Annotated in this window: 17 protein-coding genes; 11 read left to right on the top strand and 6 right to left on the bottom strand. The window is 66.6% G+C overall.

The window, feature by feature from the left end; genetic code table 11:
- Positions 1 to 3: 3 nt before the first annotated feature.
- The 3 genes from EV283_RS18455 to EV283_RS18445 all read right to left on the bottom strand — a co-directional run bounded on the left by EV283_RS18455 (position 4) and on the right by EV283_RS18445 (position 2,819).
- Positions 4 to 804, bottom strand: a complete 801-nt coding sequence (locus EV283_RS18455) for a Coq4 family protein (RefSeq protein WP_130327933.1) — start codon at positions 802 to 804, stop codon at positions 4 to 6.
- Positions 805 to 914: 110 nt separating this feature from the next.
- Positions 915 to 2,033 carry a DNA polymerase III subunit beta gene (dnaN, locus tag EV283_RS18450; protein ID WP_056017955.1) on the bottom strand — a complete coding sequence of 373 codons (1,119 nt, stop codon included), beginning with the start codon at positions 2,031 to 2,033 and terminating at the stop codon, positions 915 to 917.
- A gap of 132 nt (positions 2,034 to 2,165) precedes the next feature.
- Positions 2,166 to 2,819: an outer membrane beta-barrel protein gene (locus EV283_RS18445; protein ID WP_107956260.1), complete on the bottom strand. Its 654-nt coding sequence runs from the start codon at positions 2,817 to 2,819 to the stop codon at positions 2,166 to 2,168.
- A 140-nt stretch (positions 2,820 to 2,959) separates the two neighbouring features.
- Between EV283_RS18445 and EV283_RS18440 the strand changes: the two genes are divergently transcribed.
- From EV283_RS18440 to EV283_RS18425, 4 genes are all read left to right on the top strand, one after another.
- Positions 2,960 to 3,643 carry a histidine phosphatase family protein gene (locus EV283_RS18440; RefSeq protein WP_130327931.1) on the top strand — a complete coding sequence of 228 codons (684 nt, stop codon included), beginning with the start codon at positions 2,960 to 2,962 and terminating at the stop codon, positions 3,641 to 3,643.
- Positions 3,640 to 4,113: an invasion associated locus B family protein gene (locus EV283_RS18435; protein ID WP_130327929.1), complete on the top strand. Its 474-nt coding sequence runs from the start codon at positions 3,640 to 3,642 to the stop codon at positions 4,111 to 4,113. The genes EV283_RS18440 and EV283_RS18435 overlap by 4 nt, the downstream gene beginning before the upstream one ends.
- Before the next feature lie 211 nt (positions 4,114 to 4,324).
- Positions 4,325 to 5,530, top strand: coding sequence for a 23S rRNA (adenine(2503)-C(2))-methyltransferase RlmN (rlmN, locus tag EV283_RS18430; RefSeq protein ID WP_056419610.1), 1,206 nt, complete (start codon positions 4,325 to 4,327; stop codon positions 5,528 to 5,530).
- Complete coding sequence (locus tag EV283_RS18425) at positions 5,481 to 6,281, top strand: sulfite exporter TauE/SafE family protein (protein ID WP_278044248.1); 801 nt, start codon at positions 5,481 to 5,483, stop codon at positions 6,279 to 6,281. The genes rlmN and EV283_RS18425 overlap by 50 nt, the downstream gene beginning before the upstream one ends.
- Positions 6,282 to 6,416: 135 nt before the next feature.
- On the opposite strand, the gene EV283_RS18420 is transcribed toward EV283_RS18425, so the two are convergent.
- Positions 6,417 to 7,034 carry a flavin reductase family protein gene (locus EV283_RS18420; RefSeq protein ID WP_130327927.1) on the bottom strand — a complete coding sequence of 206 codons (618 nt, stop codon included), beginning with the start codon at positions 7,032 to 7,034 and terminating at the stop codon, positions 6,417 to 6,419.
- A gap of 51 nt (positions 7,035 to 7,085) precedes the next feature.
- On the opposite strand from EV283_RS18420, the gene EV283_RS18415 reads away from it, so the two are divergent.
- From EV283_RS18415 to EV283_RS18405, 3 genes are read left to right on the top strand one after another with little or no spacing between them, the layout of a single operon-like run.
- A complete protein-coding gene (locus EV283_RS18415) occupies positions 7,086 to 7,832 on the top strand; it encodes a cytochrome b/b6 domain-containing protein (RefSeq protein WP_242616065.1) in 747 nt (248 codons plus the stop codon).
- A complete protein-coding gene (locus tag EV283_RS18410; protein ID WP_130327925.1) occupies positions 7,829 to 8,590 on the top strand; it encodes a molybdopterin-dependent oxidoreductase in 762 nt (253 codons plus the stop codon). Before EV283_RS18415 ends, EV283_RS18410 begins: the two co-directional genes overlap by 4 nt.
- A 50-nt stretch (positions 8,591 to 8,640) precedes the next feature.
- Positions 8,641 to 9,867 (top strand): cyclopropane-fatty-acyl-phospholipid synthase family protein, encoded by a 1,227-nt coding sequence (locus EV283_RS18405; RefSeq protein WP_130327923.1) that lies wholly within the window; start codon positions 8,641 to 8,643, stop codon positions 9,865 to 9,867.
- 122 nt (positions 9,868 to 9,989) lie between these two features.
- Here EV283_RS18405 and EV283_RS18400 read toward each other — a convergent pair whose 3' ends face one another.
- Positions 9,990 to 10,382 carry an EF-hand domain-containing protein gene (locus EV283_RS18400; protein ID WP_156348430.1) on the bottom strand — a complete coding sequence of 131 codons (393 nt, stop codon included), beginning with the start codon at positions 10,380 to 10,382 and terminating at the stop codon, positions 9,990 to 9,992.
- Between the two features lie 145 nt (positions 10,383 to 10,527).
- Between EV283_RS18400 and EV283_RS18395 the strand changes: the two genes are divergently transcribed.
- The 4 genes from EV283_RS18395 to EV283_RS18380 all read left to right on the top strand — a co-directional run bounded on the left by EV283_RS18395 (position 10,528) and on the right by EV283_RS18380 (position 17,026).
- Positions 10,528 to 11,769 (top strand): argininosuccinate synthase, encoded by a 1,242-nt coding sequence (locus EV283_RS18395; RefSeq protein WP_234422517.1) that lies wholly within the window; start codon positions 10,528 to 10,530, stop codon positions 11,767 to 11,769.
- Between the two features lie 160 nt (positions 11,770 to 11,929).
- The gene (locus tag EV283_RS18390) at positions 11,930 to 13,447 is read left to right on the top strand and encodes an NAD(P)/FAD-dependent oxidoreductase (protein ID WP_130327919.1); all 1,518 of its coding nucleotides are present in this window, start codon (positions 11,930 to 11,932) and stop codon (positions 13,445 to 13,447) included.
- A gap of 166 nt (positions 13,448 to 13,613) precedes the next feature.
- Positions 13,614 to 15,428, top strand: a complete 1,815-nt coding sequence (locus EV283_RS18385; RefSeq protein ID WP_130327917.1) for a hypothetical protein — start codon at positions 13,614 to 13,616, stop codon at positions 15,426 to 15,428.
- An 11-nt stretch (positions 15,429 to 15,439) separates the two neighbouring features.
- The gene (locus EV283_RS18380) at positions 15,440 to 17,026 is read left to right on the top strand and encodes a hypothetical protein (RefSeq protein WP_130327915.1); all 1,587 of its coding nucleotides are present in this window, start codon (positions 15,440 to 15,442) and stop codon (positions 17,024 to 17,026) included.
- Here EV283_RS18380 and EV283_RS18375 read toward each other — a convergent pair.
- On the bottom strand, positions 16,989 to 18,134 hold the full coding sequence (locus EV283_RS18375) for a GNAT family N-acetyltransferase (protein WP_130327913.1): 1,146 nt from the start codon (positions 18,132 to 18,134) through the stop codon (positions 16,989 to 16,991). The two genes, EV283_RS18380 and EV283_RS18375, sit on opposite strands and share 38 nt — an antisense overlap.
- Positions 18,135 to 18,192: the final 58 nt, after the last annotated feature.

Below are 18,192 nucleotides of genomic sequence, written 5' to 3'. Positions count from 1 at the left end.
GCGTCAGGCGGCGATCCGCTCCGGCGCGATGGCCGCCGCGTTCGCGGCGCGCTGCGTGCTGAGATACGAGGCGAGTTCGGGTCCGAGCTCGCGCTGGGCGTGCAGATACGCGACCGGCGTGGCGATACCGAGCCGTGCGCGTGCGGCGTCGAGCGGCTCGTGCAGCAGAGTCAGATAGTCCTCGCCCGAAATCCACTTCGCCTTGCGGCCGTGGCGATAGCCCTCCCAGACGGCCTTGGCGAAGAGCCGGCTGCCCGTCACGCGGATGCTTTTCAGCGCCGCGGCCGAGCCGATCAGCGCCCAGCCGAGCCCGCCGACCTGCGCGTAGCTGAACGCGACCAGCGCGGCCTCGCCCATGCTCTCGTCCGCCTTGTAGCCGGTCAGCACGTGCCAGATGTCGTGCGTGTCGCGCACGCGCCGGCCGAACCAGGCGTAGGGGTGGGCCAGATCGTCCTCGCTCGGCACCAGGCGCGAGACCTCGACCAAGCCATCGGCGGAATAGCCCGTCGTCTCGAGGAAGTCGCGATACGCCGCTCCGACCGTGCCCGGCGCGAAGCTCGCGACGAACGCGGGATCGGAAAACCGCCGTGCGAGCTCGACCTGGTCATAGGCGATCCGCCCGCCCTGTTCGGTGGCGATCAGCCGAGCATAGTTCATCGGCGCGTTGCCGACGTTCAGCGCGCGCATGATCCGGAACACCTGCGTCGTGTCGTCACCGTTCGCGAGCAATTTCCTGATCGCGTCGAACGCCGTCGGCCAATCGCGACGACCCGTCGTACCGGGAAAGGGAGGAAGCTTCGCCATCGAATCGACTCCTTACTGACATTGCTGTTAGTATCAGATCCGGCGCTGCGTTCAAACGAAAAAGGCCACCCCGCAGGATGGCCTTTCGATCGATAGTCAGGGCGTGAGTGTCACACGCGCATCGGCATCAGCACGTAGAGCGCGGGCGACTTGTCGTTTTCGCGGATCAGCGTCGGGGCGGCGGCGTCGGCGAGGTGGACTTCGACCATGTCGCCGTCGATCTGTGCGAGGATGTCCATCAGGTAGCGGCTGTTGAAGCCGATCTCGAACGGGAGCGCGACGTAATCGCCGGGGACTTCCTCGGCCGCGGTGCCGTTTTCGGGCGAGGTCACCGACAGCGTGATCTTGTCGCGATCGAGCGCCATTTTCACCGCACGGGTTTTCTCGGTGGCGATGGTCGACACGCGGTCGACGCCTTCCATGAAGCTCTTGGGGTCGATCTTGAGGATCTTGTCGTTGCCGGTCGGGATGACGCGGCTGTAATCGGGGAAGGTGCCGTCGATCAGCTTCGAGGTCAGGATCGCCTGGCCGAGGTCGAAGCGGATCTTGGTCGGCGACAGCGACACGCCGACCGAGCCGTCGACCTCGTCGAGCAGCTTGCGCAGTTCGCCGATGCATTTGCGCGGGACGATCACGTCGGGCATCGATTCGGCGCCCTCGGGCCGCGGCAGCGTGACGCGCGCGAGGCGGTGACCGTCGGTCGCGGCGGCCTTGAGCACCGGGTTCGAGCTGTCACCGTCCGCGACGTGGAGGAAGATGCCGTTGAGATAATAGCGCGTCTCTTCGGTCGAGATCGCAAAGCGAGTCTTGTCGATGATCTGCTTCAAGGTCTCGGCGGGGAGTTCGAACTGAGTCGGCAGTTCGCCTTCCGCGATCACCGGGAAATCGTCGCGCGGCAGCGTGCCGAGCGAGAAGCGCGCGCGGCCCGCGACGATGCTCATCCGGCCTTCCGACGCGGCGAGCTGGACCTGACTACCCTCGGGCAGCTTGCGCGCGATGTCGAACAGCGTGTGTGCGGACACGGTGGTCGCGCCGGGCTGATCGACCGCGGCGGCGATCGATTCGTTGATCTGGAGATCCAGATCGGTCGCCATCAGTTTCAGCGTACCCTCGGCGGTCGCCTCGATCAGCACGTTCGACAGGATGGGGATGGTGTTGCGCCGCTCCACCACGGACTGGACATGGCTCAGCCCCTTGAGGAGCGTTGCGCGTTCGATCGTCGCCTTCATCAAAATTCCCCCGGCCTCCACAGCCGGACTCGGGGCTGGGGGCAATCCGCAGATGGCTTACCCAACAACAAAGGGTCGGAGCAAGCGCCCCGACCCTTCTTTGATCACGGTAAACGTCGCGTTAAAACGCGATCAGAAGCGGAAGCCGTAGCTTGCGACGACCTGGTGACGGTCCGTGTCGACGTCGAACCGCTGGCTCGTGCCGCCGGTCGCGTAGTCGATGTTGCCGCGCTCATAGTTCGAATAGCGATATTCGAGCTTGGCATAGCTGTTCGGGCCGACCGCATGCTCGGCGCCCGCGCCGACGCGCCAGCCGTCGAGCTTGAAGTTGGTGTCGGTGGTCTGGCTGGTGCTGCCTGCGAGCACTTCGAGCTTCGAGTTGGTGTAGCCGCCCTTGACGTAGAGCATCGTCGCCGGTGCGACGACATAGCCAGCGCGCGCGCCGACATAGATGTCGCGGCCCTGCTTGACGCGGCCATAGCCGAAGTCGCTGGTATAGTCGTTGCGGTCGCTCTTGGCGGTCGAGCCGGTCAGCTCTGCCTCGGCGCCGAGCACGATGTTGCTCGAGGTCGCGATGTCGTAGCCGATGCCGCCGCCGTACAGCAGGCCGTCGATCTTCTGGTCGTCGCGCCCGTTATTGTTGGACACGCTGCTGCCGGCGCCGGTGTGGTCATAGCCGAGCGTGCCCTCGATGCGGGGGCCGGTGAAGGTCGGGTTGGTCTGGGCGAGCGCGGGGGCTGCGACCGCAGTGGTGGCGAGCAGCGAGGCGGCGATAAGCTTACGCATTGGGATACTCCATTGTCTCTTCGTCATCCCCGAACGCGGGATGGATAGCCCCAATGGACCAGTCCGCCGGGCGTTGCATGAACCCCAGATAAACACGGAAATCCGTTGCTTTTGCGCCACAGGGGGTTGAAACGCGGCCTATGATTCCAAGCCATCGGCAGGGTGAAGCGGACGCCCGCTCAAGCGATACGCCCGCACGACGCAAGGGTCGCGATTTCGTCGCGCGGCACGGCGAAACCGTGTTCAACGCGGCGCACCGGTTGCAGGGCGATGCCGCGCATACGCCGCTGACGCGCGCTGGGTTCGCGCAGGCGGACGAGCTTGGCCGCGCGCTTCGGGACCTGCTTGGGGTAAAGCCTGCGCTGACCCTGTGGGCGTCGCCGACCGGGCGCGCGTTGCAGACCTTGGCGGTGATCTGCGAGCATCTGGAGCTGGATTGGCATGGCGCGCGGACCGATGCGCGGCTGGTCGAGATCGATATGGGTTCCTGGGGCGGGCGCTATTATGCGGACGTGGTCGACGAGGTCGGGCCGGTGATGCTGCCGGGCGGGCTGCTGAAGACCGCGCCCGATGGCGAGACCTATCCGGAGATCGCGGCGCGCGTCGGCGGCTGGCTGGCGGATACCGCGGACGATGCGGGCGACCGGCTGGTGATCATGCACGGGATTTCGAGCCGGGTGATGCTGGGTGCGATGACCGGTGCGGCGATCGACCCCATGCTTGGAACATCGATCGCGCCGGGGTTGCCGCAGGGGTCGGTGACGCTGGTCGAGGCCGGGCGCGCGACCGTGCCGCATCTCGGTACCGGCTTCGCGCCGGCGTGAAACTGGCGGCGCTGTTGATCCTCGCGGTCGCCGTTCCGGCGGCGGGGCGCGACACGATCGGCATCTACAAGGGTTGGGGTGCGTTCCGCGACTCGACGCCCGACCGCTGCTACGCGATCGCGCGGCCGGTGATGGCGGGGGGGCGGTCGAGCGGCTTCGCCAGCATTGCGACGTGGCCCGAGCGCGGGCTGCGCGCGTCGCTCCACATCCGCCTCAGTCGGGAACGCGATCGGTCCGCCGGGGTGACGCTGACGGTGGGCGAGCGCCGATTCGCGGTGGTCGCGAGCGGGCTGGACGCGTGGGCGAGCGATGCCCCCAGCGACCGCGCGATCGTCGCGGCGTTGCGATCGGGGCGCAGCATGAGCGTCGAGGCGGTCGGGGTCGGCGGGCGGCCGTTTGCGGACGTGTACGCGCTGTCCGGGGCGGCGACGGCGATCGATGCGGCGGTGCTGGCTTGTAGCGGGGGGTAGCCCCCCTTCTACCACCCCGGCGGAGGCCGGGGCCCAATTGGGGGACGTGCGTGATGACGCTCCCTGCATCGTTACGACCACCTTCCCAATTGGGCCCCGGCCTTCGCCGGGGGGGTGCTGATGTCGGGGGGCGTTCTGCATTACATCGTCGCCCAACCCCCTTCTTCCGCAGCCAGTAGAAAAATCGGGAAATTTCCGCTAAGCGCCCGCCATGCAGACCGCCGCGAACCTCATGCCCATCCCCGGGCACATCGATCCCGTGCCCGTTCCCCGCAGCTTCGTGCCGCGCAGCGATGGGCGTATCGACCTGCTCGGGCTGTCGCTCGCCGATCTGCGGATGGCGCTGGAGACGTCGCAGCTCGAGGAAAAACAGGCCAAGCTGCGCGCGAAACAGCTCTGGCACTGGATCTATAATCGCGGTGCGACCGAGTTTTCGGCGATGACCGACATCTCGAAGACGATGCACCCGTGGCTCGAGCAGCGCTTCGTCATCAGCCGGCCCAATGTGGTCGAGGCGCAGGTGTCGACCGACGGCACGCGCAAATGGCTGCTGCGCAGCGACGACGCGCAGGATTACGAGATGGTGTTCATTCCCGACGCGGATCGCGGCACGTTGTGCGTGTCGAGCCAGGTCGGCTGCACGCTCAACTGCACCTTCTGCCATACCGGCACGATGCGGCTGGTGCGCAACCTGACGCCCGCCGAGATCGTCGGCCAGGTGATGCTGGCGCGCGATTCGCTGGGCGAATGGCCGAGCCAGCCCGAGGGGCGGATGCTCACCAACATCGTGATGATGGGGATGGGCGAGCCGCTGTATAATTTCGAGAATGTCCGCGATGCGCTGAAGCTGGTGATGGACGGCGCGGGCCTTGCGCTCAGCCGCCGGCGGATCACGCTGTCGACCAGCGGCGTGGTGCCGATGATGGCGCGCGCGGGCGCGGAGATCGGCGTGAACCTCGCAGTGTCGCTCCACGCGGTGACCAAGGAAGTGCGCGACGAGATCGTCCCGCTCAACCGGAAATACGGGATCGAGGAACTGCTACAGGCGTGCGCGGACTATCCCGGCACCAACAATGCGCGGCGGATCACGTTCGAATATGTCATGCTGAAGGACAAGAACGATTCGGACGCCGACGCGCACGAACTCGTCCGGCTGCTGCGCAAATACGAGCTGCCCGCCAAGGTGAACCTGATCCCGTTCAACCCGTGGCCGGGTGCCGTCTACGAATGCTCGACGCCCGAGCGGATCAAGTCGTTCTCCAGCATCGTGTTCGCGGCTGGCATTTCGGCGCCGGTGCGCACGCCGCGCGGTCGCGATATCGATGCGGCGTGCGGGCAGCTGAAGACCGCGTCGGAGAAGAAGAGCCGTGCGCAGCTCGATCGCGAGGCCGCTGCCGAGTCCGACGCTTTTGCTTGAGTGGAGTGGGGTTGCGCTGGCGGCAGGGGCTGGGGTTCTTGGCGGCGCGATGAACGCGCTCGCCGGGGGCGGCAGCTTTGCGACGATGCCCGCGCTGATCGGGCTCGGCGTGCCGTCGACCTTCGCCAACGCGACGAGCAACGTCTCGCTCCAGCCGGGCGCGATGGCGAGCGCGTGGACGTATCGGCATGGGCTGGAGCCCGTGTCGGGCGTCGGCATGCGGACGATGGCGGGGATCACCTTTGTCGGCGGGCTCATCGGCAGCCTGTTGCTCGTCGCGACATCGGCGCGCGCGTTCGACCTGATCGTGCCGTGGCTGCTGCTGTTCGCGACGCTGGCGATCGCGTTCGGGACGCAGGCATCCTTGTGGCTGCGGTCGCGGGTCGAGATCGGGCCGAAATCGCTCGTCGCGGTGCAGGCGATGCTGGGGGTGTATGGCGGCTATTTCGGGGGTGGGGTCGGGCTGATGCTGACCGCGGCCTGGGGATTGCTGTCGGGGGCGACGCCCGCCCGACTCGCGGCACCGCGGACGCTGATGCTCGCGGTCGCCAATCTGGCGGCGACGATCATCTTCATCGCCACCGGCATGGTGTATTGGGCGCTGTGCGTACCGATGCTGCTCGGCGGGATCGTCGGGGGGCATTTCGGCGCGAAGCTCGGGCTGGTGATGTCCGCCAAGGTCATTCGCGTGTGGACGCTGCTGGTGACGATCGCGACGACGATCGTGTTCTTCTGGCGCGCGTACGGCTGAGACGCTTGGCCCCTCTTCCTCGTCACCCCAGCGAAAGCTGGGGTCTCTCGCGGTGAGGGATGCGCTTCGTTACCGGGAGATCCCAGCTTTCGCTGGGATGACGGCGTGGGAGTTGGGCGCGGCCGCCGATGCGGCTCAGCCCGGGCGGCGCATCTTGAAGAGCGCGTCTTCGGTGATCGTGAAATAGTCCGCGGGGCCGCCGCCGCGTAGGATCGGGTTCGCGCGGGCGGTCTGGTAGACGCCGTCCTCGAGCATCGCGGGGTCGATGTGGATCGCGACCGCCTCGCCGAGCACCAGCCACTGGTCGAGTTCGCGGCCTTCCTTGGTTTCCAGGCGGATGAGCTGGGTGAGCTTGCACTCGAACTGCGCGCGCGACGCGGCGACTCGGGGCGGCTTCACCTTGGTGGAGGCGGCCATCTCGAGCTTGGCGAGCGCGAATTCGTCGACGTCGGCGGCGACGTTCGCCGCGGTCGTGTTCATCGCCTCGCCGAGATCGCGCGAGACGAGGTTCCAGACGAATTCGCCGGTCGCCTCGATATTGGCGACGCTGTCCTTCCAGCCCATCGACGAGAAGCCGATCAGCGGCGGGGAATAGTTGAACAGGTTAAAGAACGAATAGGGCGCGAGGTTCGCGACGCCGTCCGCCGACATCGTGCTGACCCAGCCGATCGGCCGCGGCGCGACGATCGCGTTGAGGGGATCATGCGGCAGGCGATGGCCGTTTGCGGGTTCGTAAGAATGCCATTCGGTCATGTACTTAATCCTGCTATATCGCCGTTCGACTGCCTATAGCGAAGGTCGAGCATGAACGATCCCACTGCCCCTTTGATCATCAAGCGCCACCGGATGGCGACGCGCGTCTGGCACTGGGTGACGGTGGTGACGATGTTCATCATGATCGGCAGTGGCATCGGCATCCTGAAGGCGCATCCGCGGCTCTATTGGGGCGCGTATGGCGCGAATTTCGATAGCGCGTGGACGACGCTCGACCAGTGGCCGAGCTGGCTGGTGACGCTGCTCAACCTGCTGACGATCCCGGCGAGCTACAACCTGGCGATCTCGCGGCGCTGGCATTTGCTGTTCGCGCTGGTGCTCGCCTTCGCGCTGCTCGGGTTCATGATCGTGAGCCTGATCAACAAGCATTTCCAGCGCGACCTGCGCGTGCGTGCGGCCGAGCTGTCGCCGCGCGAGGTGGCGCATGACGTGAAGGAGCATCTCGCGTTCCGCTTTCACGATCCGAAGCGGCCGGGGGCGTATAATATTCTCCAGAAGCTGTCCTACGTCGTGACGATCTTCGTGCTGATCCCGGTGATGATCCTGACCGGGCTGACGATGTCGCCGGGGATGGATGCGGCGTGGCCGTGGCTGCTCGACGTGTTCGGCGGGCGGCAGTCGGCGCGCTCGATCCACTTCATCGCGGCCACGGGCCTCGTGCTGTTCATCATCGTCCATCTGGCGCTGGTGATCCTGGCAGGCGCCTGGAACGAAGTGCGGTCGATGATTACGGGGCGCTTCCACGTCCCGGCCCACCAGCCGGAGGACGCCGCATGAGCTCGATCATAACCCGCCGTGCGCTCGTGACGGGGGCCGCGGTCGGCGCGGGCGTGTTGCTGACGGGGTGCGACAAGATCGCCGCGAACCCGGAGGCGCGGAAGATCCTGTTCATGGGCGAGGACATGAACCGCGGGCTGCAACGCGCGCTGACCAACCGCAACGCGCTGGTGCCCGAGTTCAACCCCGCGCAGATGTCGCCGATCTTCCGGTCGAACGGCACGCGCGATCCGGGAACGCCGGACTATACCGCGATGGTCGCGAACAATTTCGCGGACTACCGGCTGCAGGTCGGCGGGCTGGTCGGTCGGCCGCTGTCGGTCACCCTGCCCCAGCTGCGCCAGATGCCGTCGCGCGCGCAAATCACGCGGCACGACTGCGTCGAGGGCTGGTCGGCGATCGGCAAATGGCAGGGGCCGAAGCTCGGCGCGCTGCTGAAGGCCGCGCAGATCCGCGACTCGGCGCGCTATGTCGTGTTCACCTGCGCCGACCTGTACGGCGGCACGCCCTATTACGAGTCGGTCGATCTGGTCGACGCGTTCCACCCGCAGACGATCCTGGCCTGGGCGCTCAACGACCAGGTGCTCGACGTCGCGCACGGCGCGCCCGTCCGGCTGCGCGTCGAACGGCAGCTCGGCTACAAGCACGCCAAATACGTCATGCGGATCGACGCGGTCGACAGCCTCGCGGGGATCGGCAAGGGCAAGGGCGGCTATTGGGAAGATAACGTCGATTATGATTGGTATGCCGGGATCTGACCCCCTGCGGGGGGTGGCGCACTTCCGTACCAGTCATTAGCTAACGCGGCATGGCTCTTTTCGATCGTTTCCTGGCCCGGCAGGTTAAAACCGGCGAACTCACCCTGATCCACGCCGACGGCACCACCAAGCAGTTCGGCAAGCCCGACCCGGCCTATAATCCGGTCACGATCCGCCTGACCAAGCCGGGTGTCGCCGGCGCGATCATCCGTCACCCCGCGCTCGGCGCGGCGGAGGCGTTCATGGACGGGCGGCTCGTGATCGAGCGCGGCGACATTCGCGACCTGGTCAACCTGCTCAAGGGCAACAGCCCGTGGGAGCGCGGCGGCGGGCTCAATCCGTCGTTGCCGATCAAGCTGCTCGACAAGGTGGTCCACCGCGTCGACCGCGTGAACATGGCGCGCCGGTCGAAGAAGAACGTCGCGCATCACTACGACCTGTCGGACCGGCTGTACGACCTGTTCCTCGACGCGGACCGGCAATATTCGTGCGCGTATTTTACCGACGCGGGCAACAGCCTGGAGCAGGCGCAGAACGACAAGAAGGCGCATATCGCCGCCAAGCTCGCGATTCAGCCGGGCATGCGCGTGCTCGATATCGGCTGCGGCTGGGGCGGGATGGCGCTGTACCTGCACGCCAAGACCGGTGCCGAGGTGCTGGGCGTCACGCTGAGCGAGGAACAGCTGAAGGTCGCGCGCCGCCGGGCCGAGGAAGCGGGCGTCGCCGACAAGGTGAAGTTCGAGCTGATCGACTATCGCGCGCTGACGGGGACGTTCGACCGGATCGTGTCGGTCGGCATGTTCGAGCATGTCGGCCCGCCGCAGTACAAGACGTTCTTCCGCAAGTGCCGCGACCTGCTGAGCGAGGACGGCGTGATGCTGCTTCACACGATCGGGCGGATGGGCGGACCGGGTGTCACCGATACGTTCACGACCAAGTACATCTTCCCGGGCGGCTACAACCCGGCGCTGTCGGAGATCGTGCGCGGCTATGAGGGGCTGCGGATGTTCCCCACCGATATCGAGGTGCTGCGCGTGCATTACGCGCTGACGATCGACCTTTGGTACGACCGGACGGTGGCGGCGAAGGATGCGATCGTCGCACTGTACGACGAGCGATTCTATCGGATGTGGACCTTCTATCTGGCAGGCGCCGCGGCGGCGTTCCGGACCGGGGGGATGGTCAATTACCAGATCCAGCTGTCGAAGAGCCGGATGACGCTGCCGCTGACGCGCGATTACATGATCGAGGGCGAGCGGGCGTTGCGCGAGGGGTAAGCGCCCCTTGCGTCATTCCCGCGGAGGCGGGAACCCAGACTGGCAGACCTTGGCGATGGAGCCGCGATGATCAGCCAGTCTGGATCCCCGCCTGCGCGGGGATGACGGTAGAGGGTCGGGACTCAGCGTGGGCCCTGCACGTCGGCCTTTGCCGCGGCGCGCTCGTCGCCGCCGATCTTGCCGTCCTTGTTGGCGTCGTACTTCGCAAAGGTCGCGGCCAGCAGTGCCTGGGCTTCGGCCTGCGTGACCTTGCCGTCCTTGTTCTTGTCCGCGCTCGTGAACCACAGGTCCGCCAGGCGCTTGGCGTGGACCGGATCGGGACGGCCCTGCCCGCCGACCTTCATGTTGCCGATCCGCGCCTGGACCTCGGCGCGAGTCAGGACGCCGTCCTTGTTGGTATCCGACGCGGCGAATTCGGCCTTGAACTTGGCCGAGGCGGACGCGCGGGTTTCCTGCGCGAGCACCGGGCCTGCGAGCCCTGCGAGAACGAGAACGGTAAGCGTTTGGCGTAGCACGGTGCGGTAACCTCCAGAGATTTGCGGCGCGGATAGACCGGTTTGGTTGTACGCGCCATGAATGCAGGAGGCGCGGGGCGGTTGCATGGCGGCGCCCCAGCGCATAGGGGCGCGGGCATTGGATATTGCCTGAAGGACCCTGCCCGTGACCGATCCGATCAACCCCGCCGGCAGCGCCGGAATCAATCGCGTCGTGCTCGCCTATTCCGGCGGCCTGGACACGAGCGTGATCCTGAAATGGCTCCAGCAGACCTATAACTGCGAAGTCGTCACCTTCACCGCCGATCTCGGCCAGGGCGAAGAGCTCGAGCCCGCACGCGCCAAGGCCGAGATGATGGGCGTCAAGCCCGAGCACATCTTCGTCGACGATCTGCGCGAGGAATTCGCGCGCGATTACGTGTTCCCGATGATGCGCTCGAACGCGCTGTACGAGGGGCTGTATCTGCTCGGCACGTCGATCGCGCGGCCGCTGATCGCCAAGCGCCAGATCGAGATCGCCAAGATGGTCGGCGCCGACGCGGTGAGCCACGGCGCGACCGGCAAGGGCAACGACCAGGTCCGCTTCGAGCTCGGCTATTACGCGCTGTCGCCCGACATCAAGGTGATCGCACCGTGGCGCGAATGGGACCTGACCAGCCGCACCAAGCTGATCGAGTTCGCCGAACAGCACCAGATCCCGGTTTCGAAGGACAAGCGCGGCGAGTCGCCCTTCTCGACCGATGCGAACATGCTGCACACCTCGTCCGAGGGTAAGGTGCTCGAAGATCCGTGGGACGAGGTTCCCGACTATGTCTATTCGCGCACGGTGAACCCCGAGGACGCGCCCGACGTGCCCGAATATATCACGATCGATTTCGAGCGTGGGGACGGCGTCGCGATCAACGGCGAGGGGATGAGCCCGGCGACGTTGCTCGAGACGCTCAACGGCTATGGCCGCCGTCACGGGATCGGCCGTCTCGACCTGGTCGAGAACCGGTTCGTCGGCATGAAGAGCCGCGGCATGTACGAGACGCCGGGCGGCACGATCTATCACCTTGCGCATCGCGGCATTGAGCAGCTGACGCTCGACCGGGGTGCGGCGCATCTGAAGGACGAGCTGGCGCCGCGTTATGCCGAGCTGCTGTACAACGGCTTCTGGTTCTCGCCGGAGCGCGAGATGCTGCAGGCGGCGATCGATCACAGCCAGGAAAAGGTCTCGGGCACCGTCCGCCTGAAGCTCTACAAGGGCGGCGTGTACGTGGTCGGGCGCAAGTCGCCCAACTCGCTGTATTCGGAGAAGGTCGTGACGTTCGAGGACGACCAGGGCGCGTACGACCAGCGCGACGCGGCGGGCTTCATCAAGCTGAACGCGCTGCGGCTGCGGTTGCTGGGGCGCCGCGACCGGTAAAGTCACTGTTCCCCCGCGGAGGCGGGGGTCCAGCAGCCACTGGCGATACCGCCTGTAACCCTGGCCTCCCGCCTTCGCGGGAGAACAACACTCGTCCCTCTCGTTAACCACGCCTTAGGCATCTTCACGCATAAACCCCGCAACTTGTGGGGAATGCCTGATGCCGAACACGCCTGTCGACGTCGCGATCATCGGAGCCGGCCCCGCCGGGCTCACCGCCGCCTATCTGCTCGGCAAGGCGGGCTATTCGGTCACCGTGATCGAGAAGGATCCCGTCTATGTCGGCGGGATCAGCCGGACCGTCGAGCATCAGGGCTTCCGATTCGATATCGGCGGGCACCGGTTCTTCTCGAAATCTCAGCCGGTCGTTGATCTGTGGAACGAGATCCTGCCGGACGACTTCATCGAACGCCCGCGGATGAGCCGGATCTATTACGAGGGCAAATTCTACAGCTATCCGCTGCGCGCGTTCGAGGCGCTCGGCAATCTCGGCATCTGGCGCTCCACCGTGTGCATGGCGAGCTATGCCAAGGCCAAGCTGCGCCCCAATCCCAACGTCCGCAGCTTCGAGGACTGGGTGGTCAACCAGTTCGGCCACAAGCTGTATTCGATCTTCTTCAAGACCTATACCGAAAAGGTGTGGGGCATGCCGTGCGACACGATGTCGGCGGACTGGGCCGCCCAGCGGATCAAGGGGCTGAGCCTCGGAGGCGCCGTGCTCGACGGGCTGAAGCGCTCGCTCGGGCTCAACAAAAAGCCCAATGACGGGATGCAGACCAAGACGCTGCTGGAGAGCTTCCGCTATCCGCGGCTCGGGCCGGGGATGATGTGGGACGCCGCGCGCGACAAGGTGCTCGGCCATGGCAACACCATCCTGATGGGGCATTCGCTCAAGCAGCTCGCCGAGGATTCTACCGGTCGCTGGCGCGTTACCGCGACCGATCGCGACGGCGCGACCGTCACGATCGATGCGGGCCATGTGATCAGCAGCGCGCCGATGCGCGAGCTGGCGGGCCGGTTGCACCCGTTGCCGACGACGTTGCCGCAGGCGAGCGCGCTCCGGTATCGCGATTTCCTGACCGTCGCACTGATGATCAAGTCGCCCGACCTGTTCCCCGACAACTGGATCTACATCCATGATTCGAAGGTGAAGGTAGGCCGCGTCCAGAATTTCCGCAGCTGGAGCCCTGAGATGGTGCCCGATCCGGACATCGCGTGCGTGGGCCTCGAATATTTCTGCTTCGAGGGCGACGGGCTGTGGGCATCGAGCGATGCCGACCTGATCGCGCTGGCGACGAAGGAGATGGCGATCCTGGGCCTGTGCGATCCGGCGCAAGTGACGGGTGGCGCGGTAGTGCGGCAGGAGAAGGCATATCCAGTGTACGACGAGGAGTATCGCGATAACGTCGATGCGCTGCGCGAGGAGATCGAGGCGCGACATCCCACGCTGCACTGTGTCGGGCGCAACGGGATGCATCGGTACAACAACCAGGATCACGCGATGATGACCGCGATGTTGACGGTGCGGAACATCCAGGCGGGCGCACGCGTGCACGACATCTGGAGCGTCAACGAGGACGCGGAATATCACGAGGCGGGGAATGAGGGCGAGCAGGCGGGGATCGCCGCGGCGCTGGGAAGCGTGCGGGATGTGCCGGAGCGATTGAAGGCGGCGTGATGCGGCGACACCTACGTCATTTGTGAGCACCACCCCGGCGACGGCCGGGGCCCAGTTGGAAAGGGTGTAGTAAAAGCGCGATGCCCTTCTTTAGCGACGTACCCCAACTGGGCCCCGGCCTTCTCCGGGGTGGCATGAGTCGGGCTATCGCTGGAGCGAGTACGGCATGACGGATGATGTCCCCCCCTCCCCGGCCGAGCCCCCTGCCACGCGCCTTTGGCCGACCGTGCTCGGCGGCTGGATGCTCGCCGCGCTCGTCCTGTGCCTCGCGTTCGCAGGCGCGATCGCGAGCCTGCGCTTTCCGGATCCCGACGACGCGATGCGGCTGCTCGAAGTGCGCGACTGGCTTGGCGGGCAGAGCTGGTGGGACGTCGGTCAGCACCGGCTCAATGGGGGCGACTTCGCGATGCACTGGTCGCGCCTGGTCGACCTGCCGATCGCTGCGGCGATGCTGGTGCTCGATCCGTTTTTCGCGCCCGCTGCGGCGGACCGGATCGCAATGACGGTCGTGCCGCTGCTCACGCTGTTCGCGCTGATGGCGCTCGCCGCTGACCTCACGCGGCGCGTGAGTGATGTCGAACGCGCCAAGCTCGCGCTGCTGCTCGCGCCGCTGTCGATCCCGATCGTCTATCAGATGCGACCGCTGCGGATTGATCATCATGGCTGGCAGGTGGTGCTGGCGATGGCGGCGACGACCCTGCTCGTCGGGCGCCCGACGGCGCGCAACGGTATGCTCGCGGGCCTCGCGCTGGCGGCGCTCGTAACGATCTCGCTGGAGGGGTTGCCGGTTGCCGTCGCGATTACCGCGGTCGCGGCGCTCGCCTGGGCTTGGGAGCCGTCGCGGCGGGCATTCCTCATGGGGCTCGCATCGTCATTCTTCGCTGCGGCGGTGCTGCTGCATGTCGCGACTCGCGGCCCCGGGATGTTCGCCGCGGTGTGCGATGCGGTTTCGCCGGCGTGGCTGGCCATGCTCGGCGTCGCGGCTGTCGGCCTGTCGATCGCGACGCAGTTCGGCGCGCGATCGCTGGCAATCCGGTTCGGGGCGCTGGCGGTAGCCGGCCTTGCCTGTGCGGCGACGTTGCTGCTCGTCGCCCCGGACTGCCTGCGTGGACCTTTCGCGACGCTTGATCCACTGGTGTACCGGATCTGGTATCAGAACGTGCCCGAAGGACTGCCGATCTGGCGACAGGATGGGGGTTGGGCGGCAATGACGATGGGCTTTCCGATCGTCGGGCTGATCGGGACGGGTCTTGCCTGGCATCGCGCCGAGCGCGCGGCGAAAATGCGGTGGGCGATCCTGCTCGCCATTCTCGTTTTTGCGAGCGCATTGTCGTTGCTGGTGATGCGGACGGGAGCGACCGCGAATGCACTGGCGTTGCCGGGTGGCGCATGGGCCCTGCTGGCGATGCTGGAGCGGACTCGGCGGATTGGGCCGGTGCTGGTGCGCACGCTGGCGACCGCGGGCGCGTTGCTCGCCGCGTCGCCGGGGCTTGTCGCGGGCGCGCTGTTCGCCGCAACACCGGGGTCGGCGTCGCATCCGTCCACCAGCACGCCGAGCCTGCCCCCCTGCCAGGGCGTCGCGGATGTTCGCGCACTCGCGCAACTCCCGGCGAGCACGCTCTTCGCGCCGATCGACGTTACGCCCGAGATCGTCGCGATGACGCACCACCATGCGATCGCCGGCGGCTATCATCGCAACACGCACGCGCTTCACCGCGTTATCGCCGGCTTCACCGACACCCCCGACGTCGCGCGTGTAAACATCGCGGCGAGCGGTGCGACGTATCTGGTCGCCTGCCCCGGCGCGATCGAGATGGATATCTATCGGGACGAGGCACCGAGCGGCCTCTGGGCGCGACTCGATCGTGGCGAGCGGTTCGCGTGGCTCACCCCCGTGCCGATCACCGGATCGCCGGTTCTTGCATGGCGCGTGAACAACTCGTCGCGCACACCCTTGTCTGGAGCGCCCGTCCGCCCCTAGGGTCCGACGATATGAGTACTCAGGGGGAAACGCTGCACTGGTGGCAGACGCGCGGCTTTGTCGTTGCGGTTGCGATCGCGTCGATGATACCGTTGTTGTGGCCGGAGATCCCGCCGCTGGTCGATCTGCCGGGGCATATGGGGCGCTACCGCGTCCAGCTGGCGATCGGGGATAATCCCTGGCTTTCCCAGTGGTATAACTTCCAGTGGCAGATGATCGGCAATCTCGGCATCGACCTGCTGATCGTGCCGCTCGCGCCGCTCGTCGGATTGCAGCTGGCGGTCAAGCTGATCGTGATCGCGATTCCGGCGCTCACCGTGACCGGGCTGCTCTGGATCGCGCGCGAGGTGCATGGGCGAATCCCGGCGACCGCGCTGTTCGCCCTCCCCCTCGCCTATAGCTATCCGTTCCAGTTCGGATTTGTGAATTTCGCGCTGTCGATGGCGATCGCGCTCAATCTGTTCGCGCTGTGGCTGCGGATGGGGCGGCTCAAGCGGACGCGGCTGCGCGCGGTCATCTTCGTGCCGATCTCGTGCCTGTTGTGGATCTGCCATACGTTCGGCTGGGGCGTGCTGGGCGTGCTCGCCTTCTCCGCCGAGCTGATCCGCCAGCACGACATCCGCCGCGACAGCGACCCCAAGAGCTGGGCGCATGGCTGGTTCCGCGCCTTCGTCCAGGCGGGGCTGAACTGCCTGCCGCTCGCGTTGCCGATGGTGATGATGGTGGTGTGGCGATCGGGCGACCATGTCGGCGGCAAGACGCAGGACTGGTTCAACTGGCGCTGGAAGATGAACTGGATCACGATGGTCCTGCGCGATCGGTGGATGGCGTTCGACATCGCGTCGGTCACCGTGCTGTTCGTGATCCTGTTCCGCGGCGTGCGCGACCAGACGATCGAATATTCGCGCAACCTGGGGCTGTCGGCGCTGTTCCTGGCGGCGGTGTACGTGCTGCTGCCGCGGATCGTGTTCGGATCGGCCTATGCCGACATGCGGCTCGCGCCGTTCGTGCTGGCGATCGCGGTGATCGCGCTGCGGCCGCGGCATGGGCTTTCGCTGCGCGGCGCGGCGGTGCTGGCGGTGCTCGGGTTCGCGTTCTTCGGCGTGCGGCTGGCGGGGACGACGGTCAGCTACCTGATCTACGACCGGAGCTACGACCAGGCGATCGCGGCGATCGATACCGTGCCCGAGCGGTCTCGGGTCGTGTCGTTCGTCGGGCGCCGGTGTCGCGACGACTGGGCCTATTCGCGGCTCGAGCATGTCCCGGCGCTGCTGCTCGAGCGGCGGCTGGCGTTTACCAACGATCAATGGTCGATGGCGGGCGCGCAGCTGATGACGACGCAATATCCCGCGGCGCGCGGCTTTGCGCATGATCCGTCGGAGATCGTCAGCGACATCCGGTGCCGCGGCCAGTTCTGGCGACCGGTCGCGATGGCGCTGGAGAAATTCCCGCGCGATGCGTTCGATTATGTCTGGCTGATCCACCCGCCGAAGTTCGATCCGGCGCTGGTCCGCGACCTGACGCTGATCCGCCGCGATGGGACGAGCCTGCTCTACCGCGTCAACAAGCCTGCTGCTCGCCCCGCCGGAACGGAGTAAGCTCGCCGAGATACTCCTGCTGCTCGGCGACCGCCTCGCGTTCGCGGACGAGATAGTCGGCGATCGCGCGGCGGAAGCTCGCGTCGGGGATATAGTGCGCGGAATAGGTCGCGACGGGTGCGTAGCCGCGCGCGAGCTTGTGTTCGCCCTGCGCGCCCGCCTCGACGGTCTGCAGGCCGCGTGCGATCGCGGCGTCGATCGCCTGGTAATAGCAGAGTTCGAAATGGAGGAAGGGCACCTCCTCGGTCGCGCCCCAATAGCGGCCGTAGAGTGTGTCCGCGCCGATCAGGTTGAGTGCGCCCGCGATGGGGACGCCGTCGCGCTCGGCGAGGATGAGGAGGACCTGGTCGCCCATCGTCTGGCCGATCCGGTCGAAAAAGCTGCGCGTGAGGTAGGGCTGGCCCCATTTGCGGCTGCCGGTGTCCTGATAGAACACCCAGAACGCGTCCCAGTGCGCGGGCGTGATCTCGGCGCCGACGAGGTGGCGGATCGTCAGGCCTTCGACGGCGGCGGCGCGCTCCTTGCGGATCGCCTTGCGCTTGCGGCTGGCGAGGACGGCGAGGAAATCGTCGAAGCTGGCGTATCCGTCGTTCTTCCAGTGGAACTGCGTGCCCTGGCGGATCAGCCAGCCGGCCGACTCGAACAGTTCCACCTCGTCGGGGTCGATGAACGTTGCGTGCGCCGACGACAGCCCACTCTGGTCGGTGACGGCTTCGAGCGCGGCGATCAGTGCGGGGGCTTGCTCGCGGTCGCGGAGGAGGAGGCGCGGGCCCGGCACCGGGCTGAACGGTGCGGCGATCTGGAGCTTGGGGTAATATTGCCCCCCTGCCCGCTCCCATGCGTCGGCCCAGCCCTGGTCGAAGACATATTCGCCCTGGCTGTGGCTCTTGGCGTAGGCGGGTGCGATGCCTGCGGGCTTGCCGTCGGGGCCGTCGACTACCACCGGCAGCGCCTGCCAGCCGGAGCGGCCGCCGACGCTTTTCGAGGCTTCGAGTGCGGAGAGGAAAGCGTGGCCGATAAACGGGTTGGCGGTGCCGGAGCAGGCCTCCCAGTCCTCGGCCGCGATCGAGGTGACGCCTTGGGCGATGCGGGCTGTGACGGCGTTCATTGCCGCCTTAGGTAGATACGCGGGGGCGCGGCTCCAAGAGGGCCGTGAGTGGAGACGC

This window comes from Sphingomonas sp. BK036 (genome assembly GCF_004216825.1).
Classification (GTDB): Bacteria; Pseudomonadota; Alphaproteobacteria; order Sphingomonadales; family Sphingomonadaceae; genus Sphingomonas.
Note: the sequence above shows the minus strand (reverse complement) of the source record. Positions and strands in the feature narration are given on the sequence as shown.

Bases quoted from the DNA above. Each gene is read 5' to 3' on its own strand.
- EV283_RS18415 (WP_242616065.1), top strand. From the start codon at position 7,086: ATGAACGATCCCACTGCCCCTTTGATCATCAAGCGCCACCGGATGGCG.
- EV283_RS18410 (WP_130327925.1), top strand. From the start codon at position 7,829: ATGAGCTCGATCATAACCCGCCGTGCGCTCGTGACGGGGGCCGCGGTC.
- EV283_RS18445 (WP_107956260.1), bottom strand. From the start codon at position 2,819: ATGCGTAAGCTTATCGCCGCCTCGCTGCTCGCCACCACTGCGGTCGCA.
- EV283_RS18380 (WP_130327915.1), top strand. From the start codon at position 15,440: ATGAGTACTCAGGGGGAAACGCTGCACTGGTGGCAGACGCGCGGCTTT.
- EV283_RS18420 (WP_130327927.1), bottom strand. From the start codon at position 7,034: ATGACCGAATGGCATTCTTACGAACCCGCAAACGGCCATCGCCTGCCG.
- rlmN (WP_056419610.1), top strand. From the start codon at position 4,325: ATGCAGACCGCCGCGAACCTCATGCCCATCCCCGGGCACATCGATCCC.
- EV283_RS18440 (WP_130327931.1), top strand. From the start codon at position 2,960: ATGATTCCAAGCCATCGGCAGGGTGAAGCGGACGCCCGCTCAAGCGAT.
- EV283_RS18455 (WP_130327933.1), bottom strand. From the start codon at position 804: ATGGCGAAGCTTCCTCCCTTTCCCGGTACGACGGGTCGTCGCGATTGG.
- EV283_RS18390 (WP_130327919.1), top strand. From the start codon at position 11,930: ATGCCGAACACGCCTGTCGACGTCGCGATCATCGGAGCCGGCCCCGCC.
- dnaN (WP_056017955.1), bottom strand. From the start codon at position 2,033: ATGAAGGCGACGATCGAACGCGCAACGCTCCTCAAGGGGCTGAGCCAT.
- EV283_RS18385 (WP_130327917.1), top strand. From the start codon at position 13,614: ATGACGGATGATGTCCCCCCCTCCCCGGCCGAGCCCCCTGCCACGCGC.
- EV283_RS18375 (WP_130327913.1), bottom strand. From the start codon at position 18,134: ATGAACGCCGTCACAGCCCGCATCGCCCAAGGCGTCACCTCGATCGCG.
- EV283_RS18405 (WP_130327923.1), top strand. From the start codon at position 8,641: ATGGCTCTTTTCGATCGTTTCCTGGCCCGGCAGGTTAAAACCGGCGAA.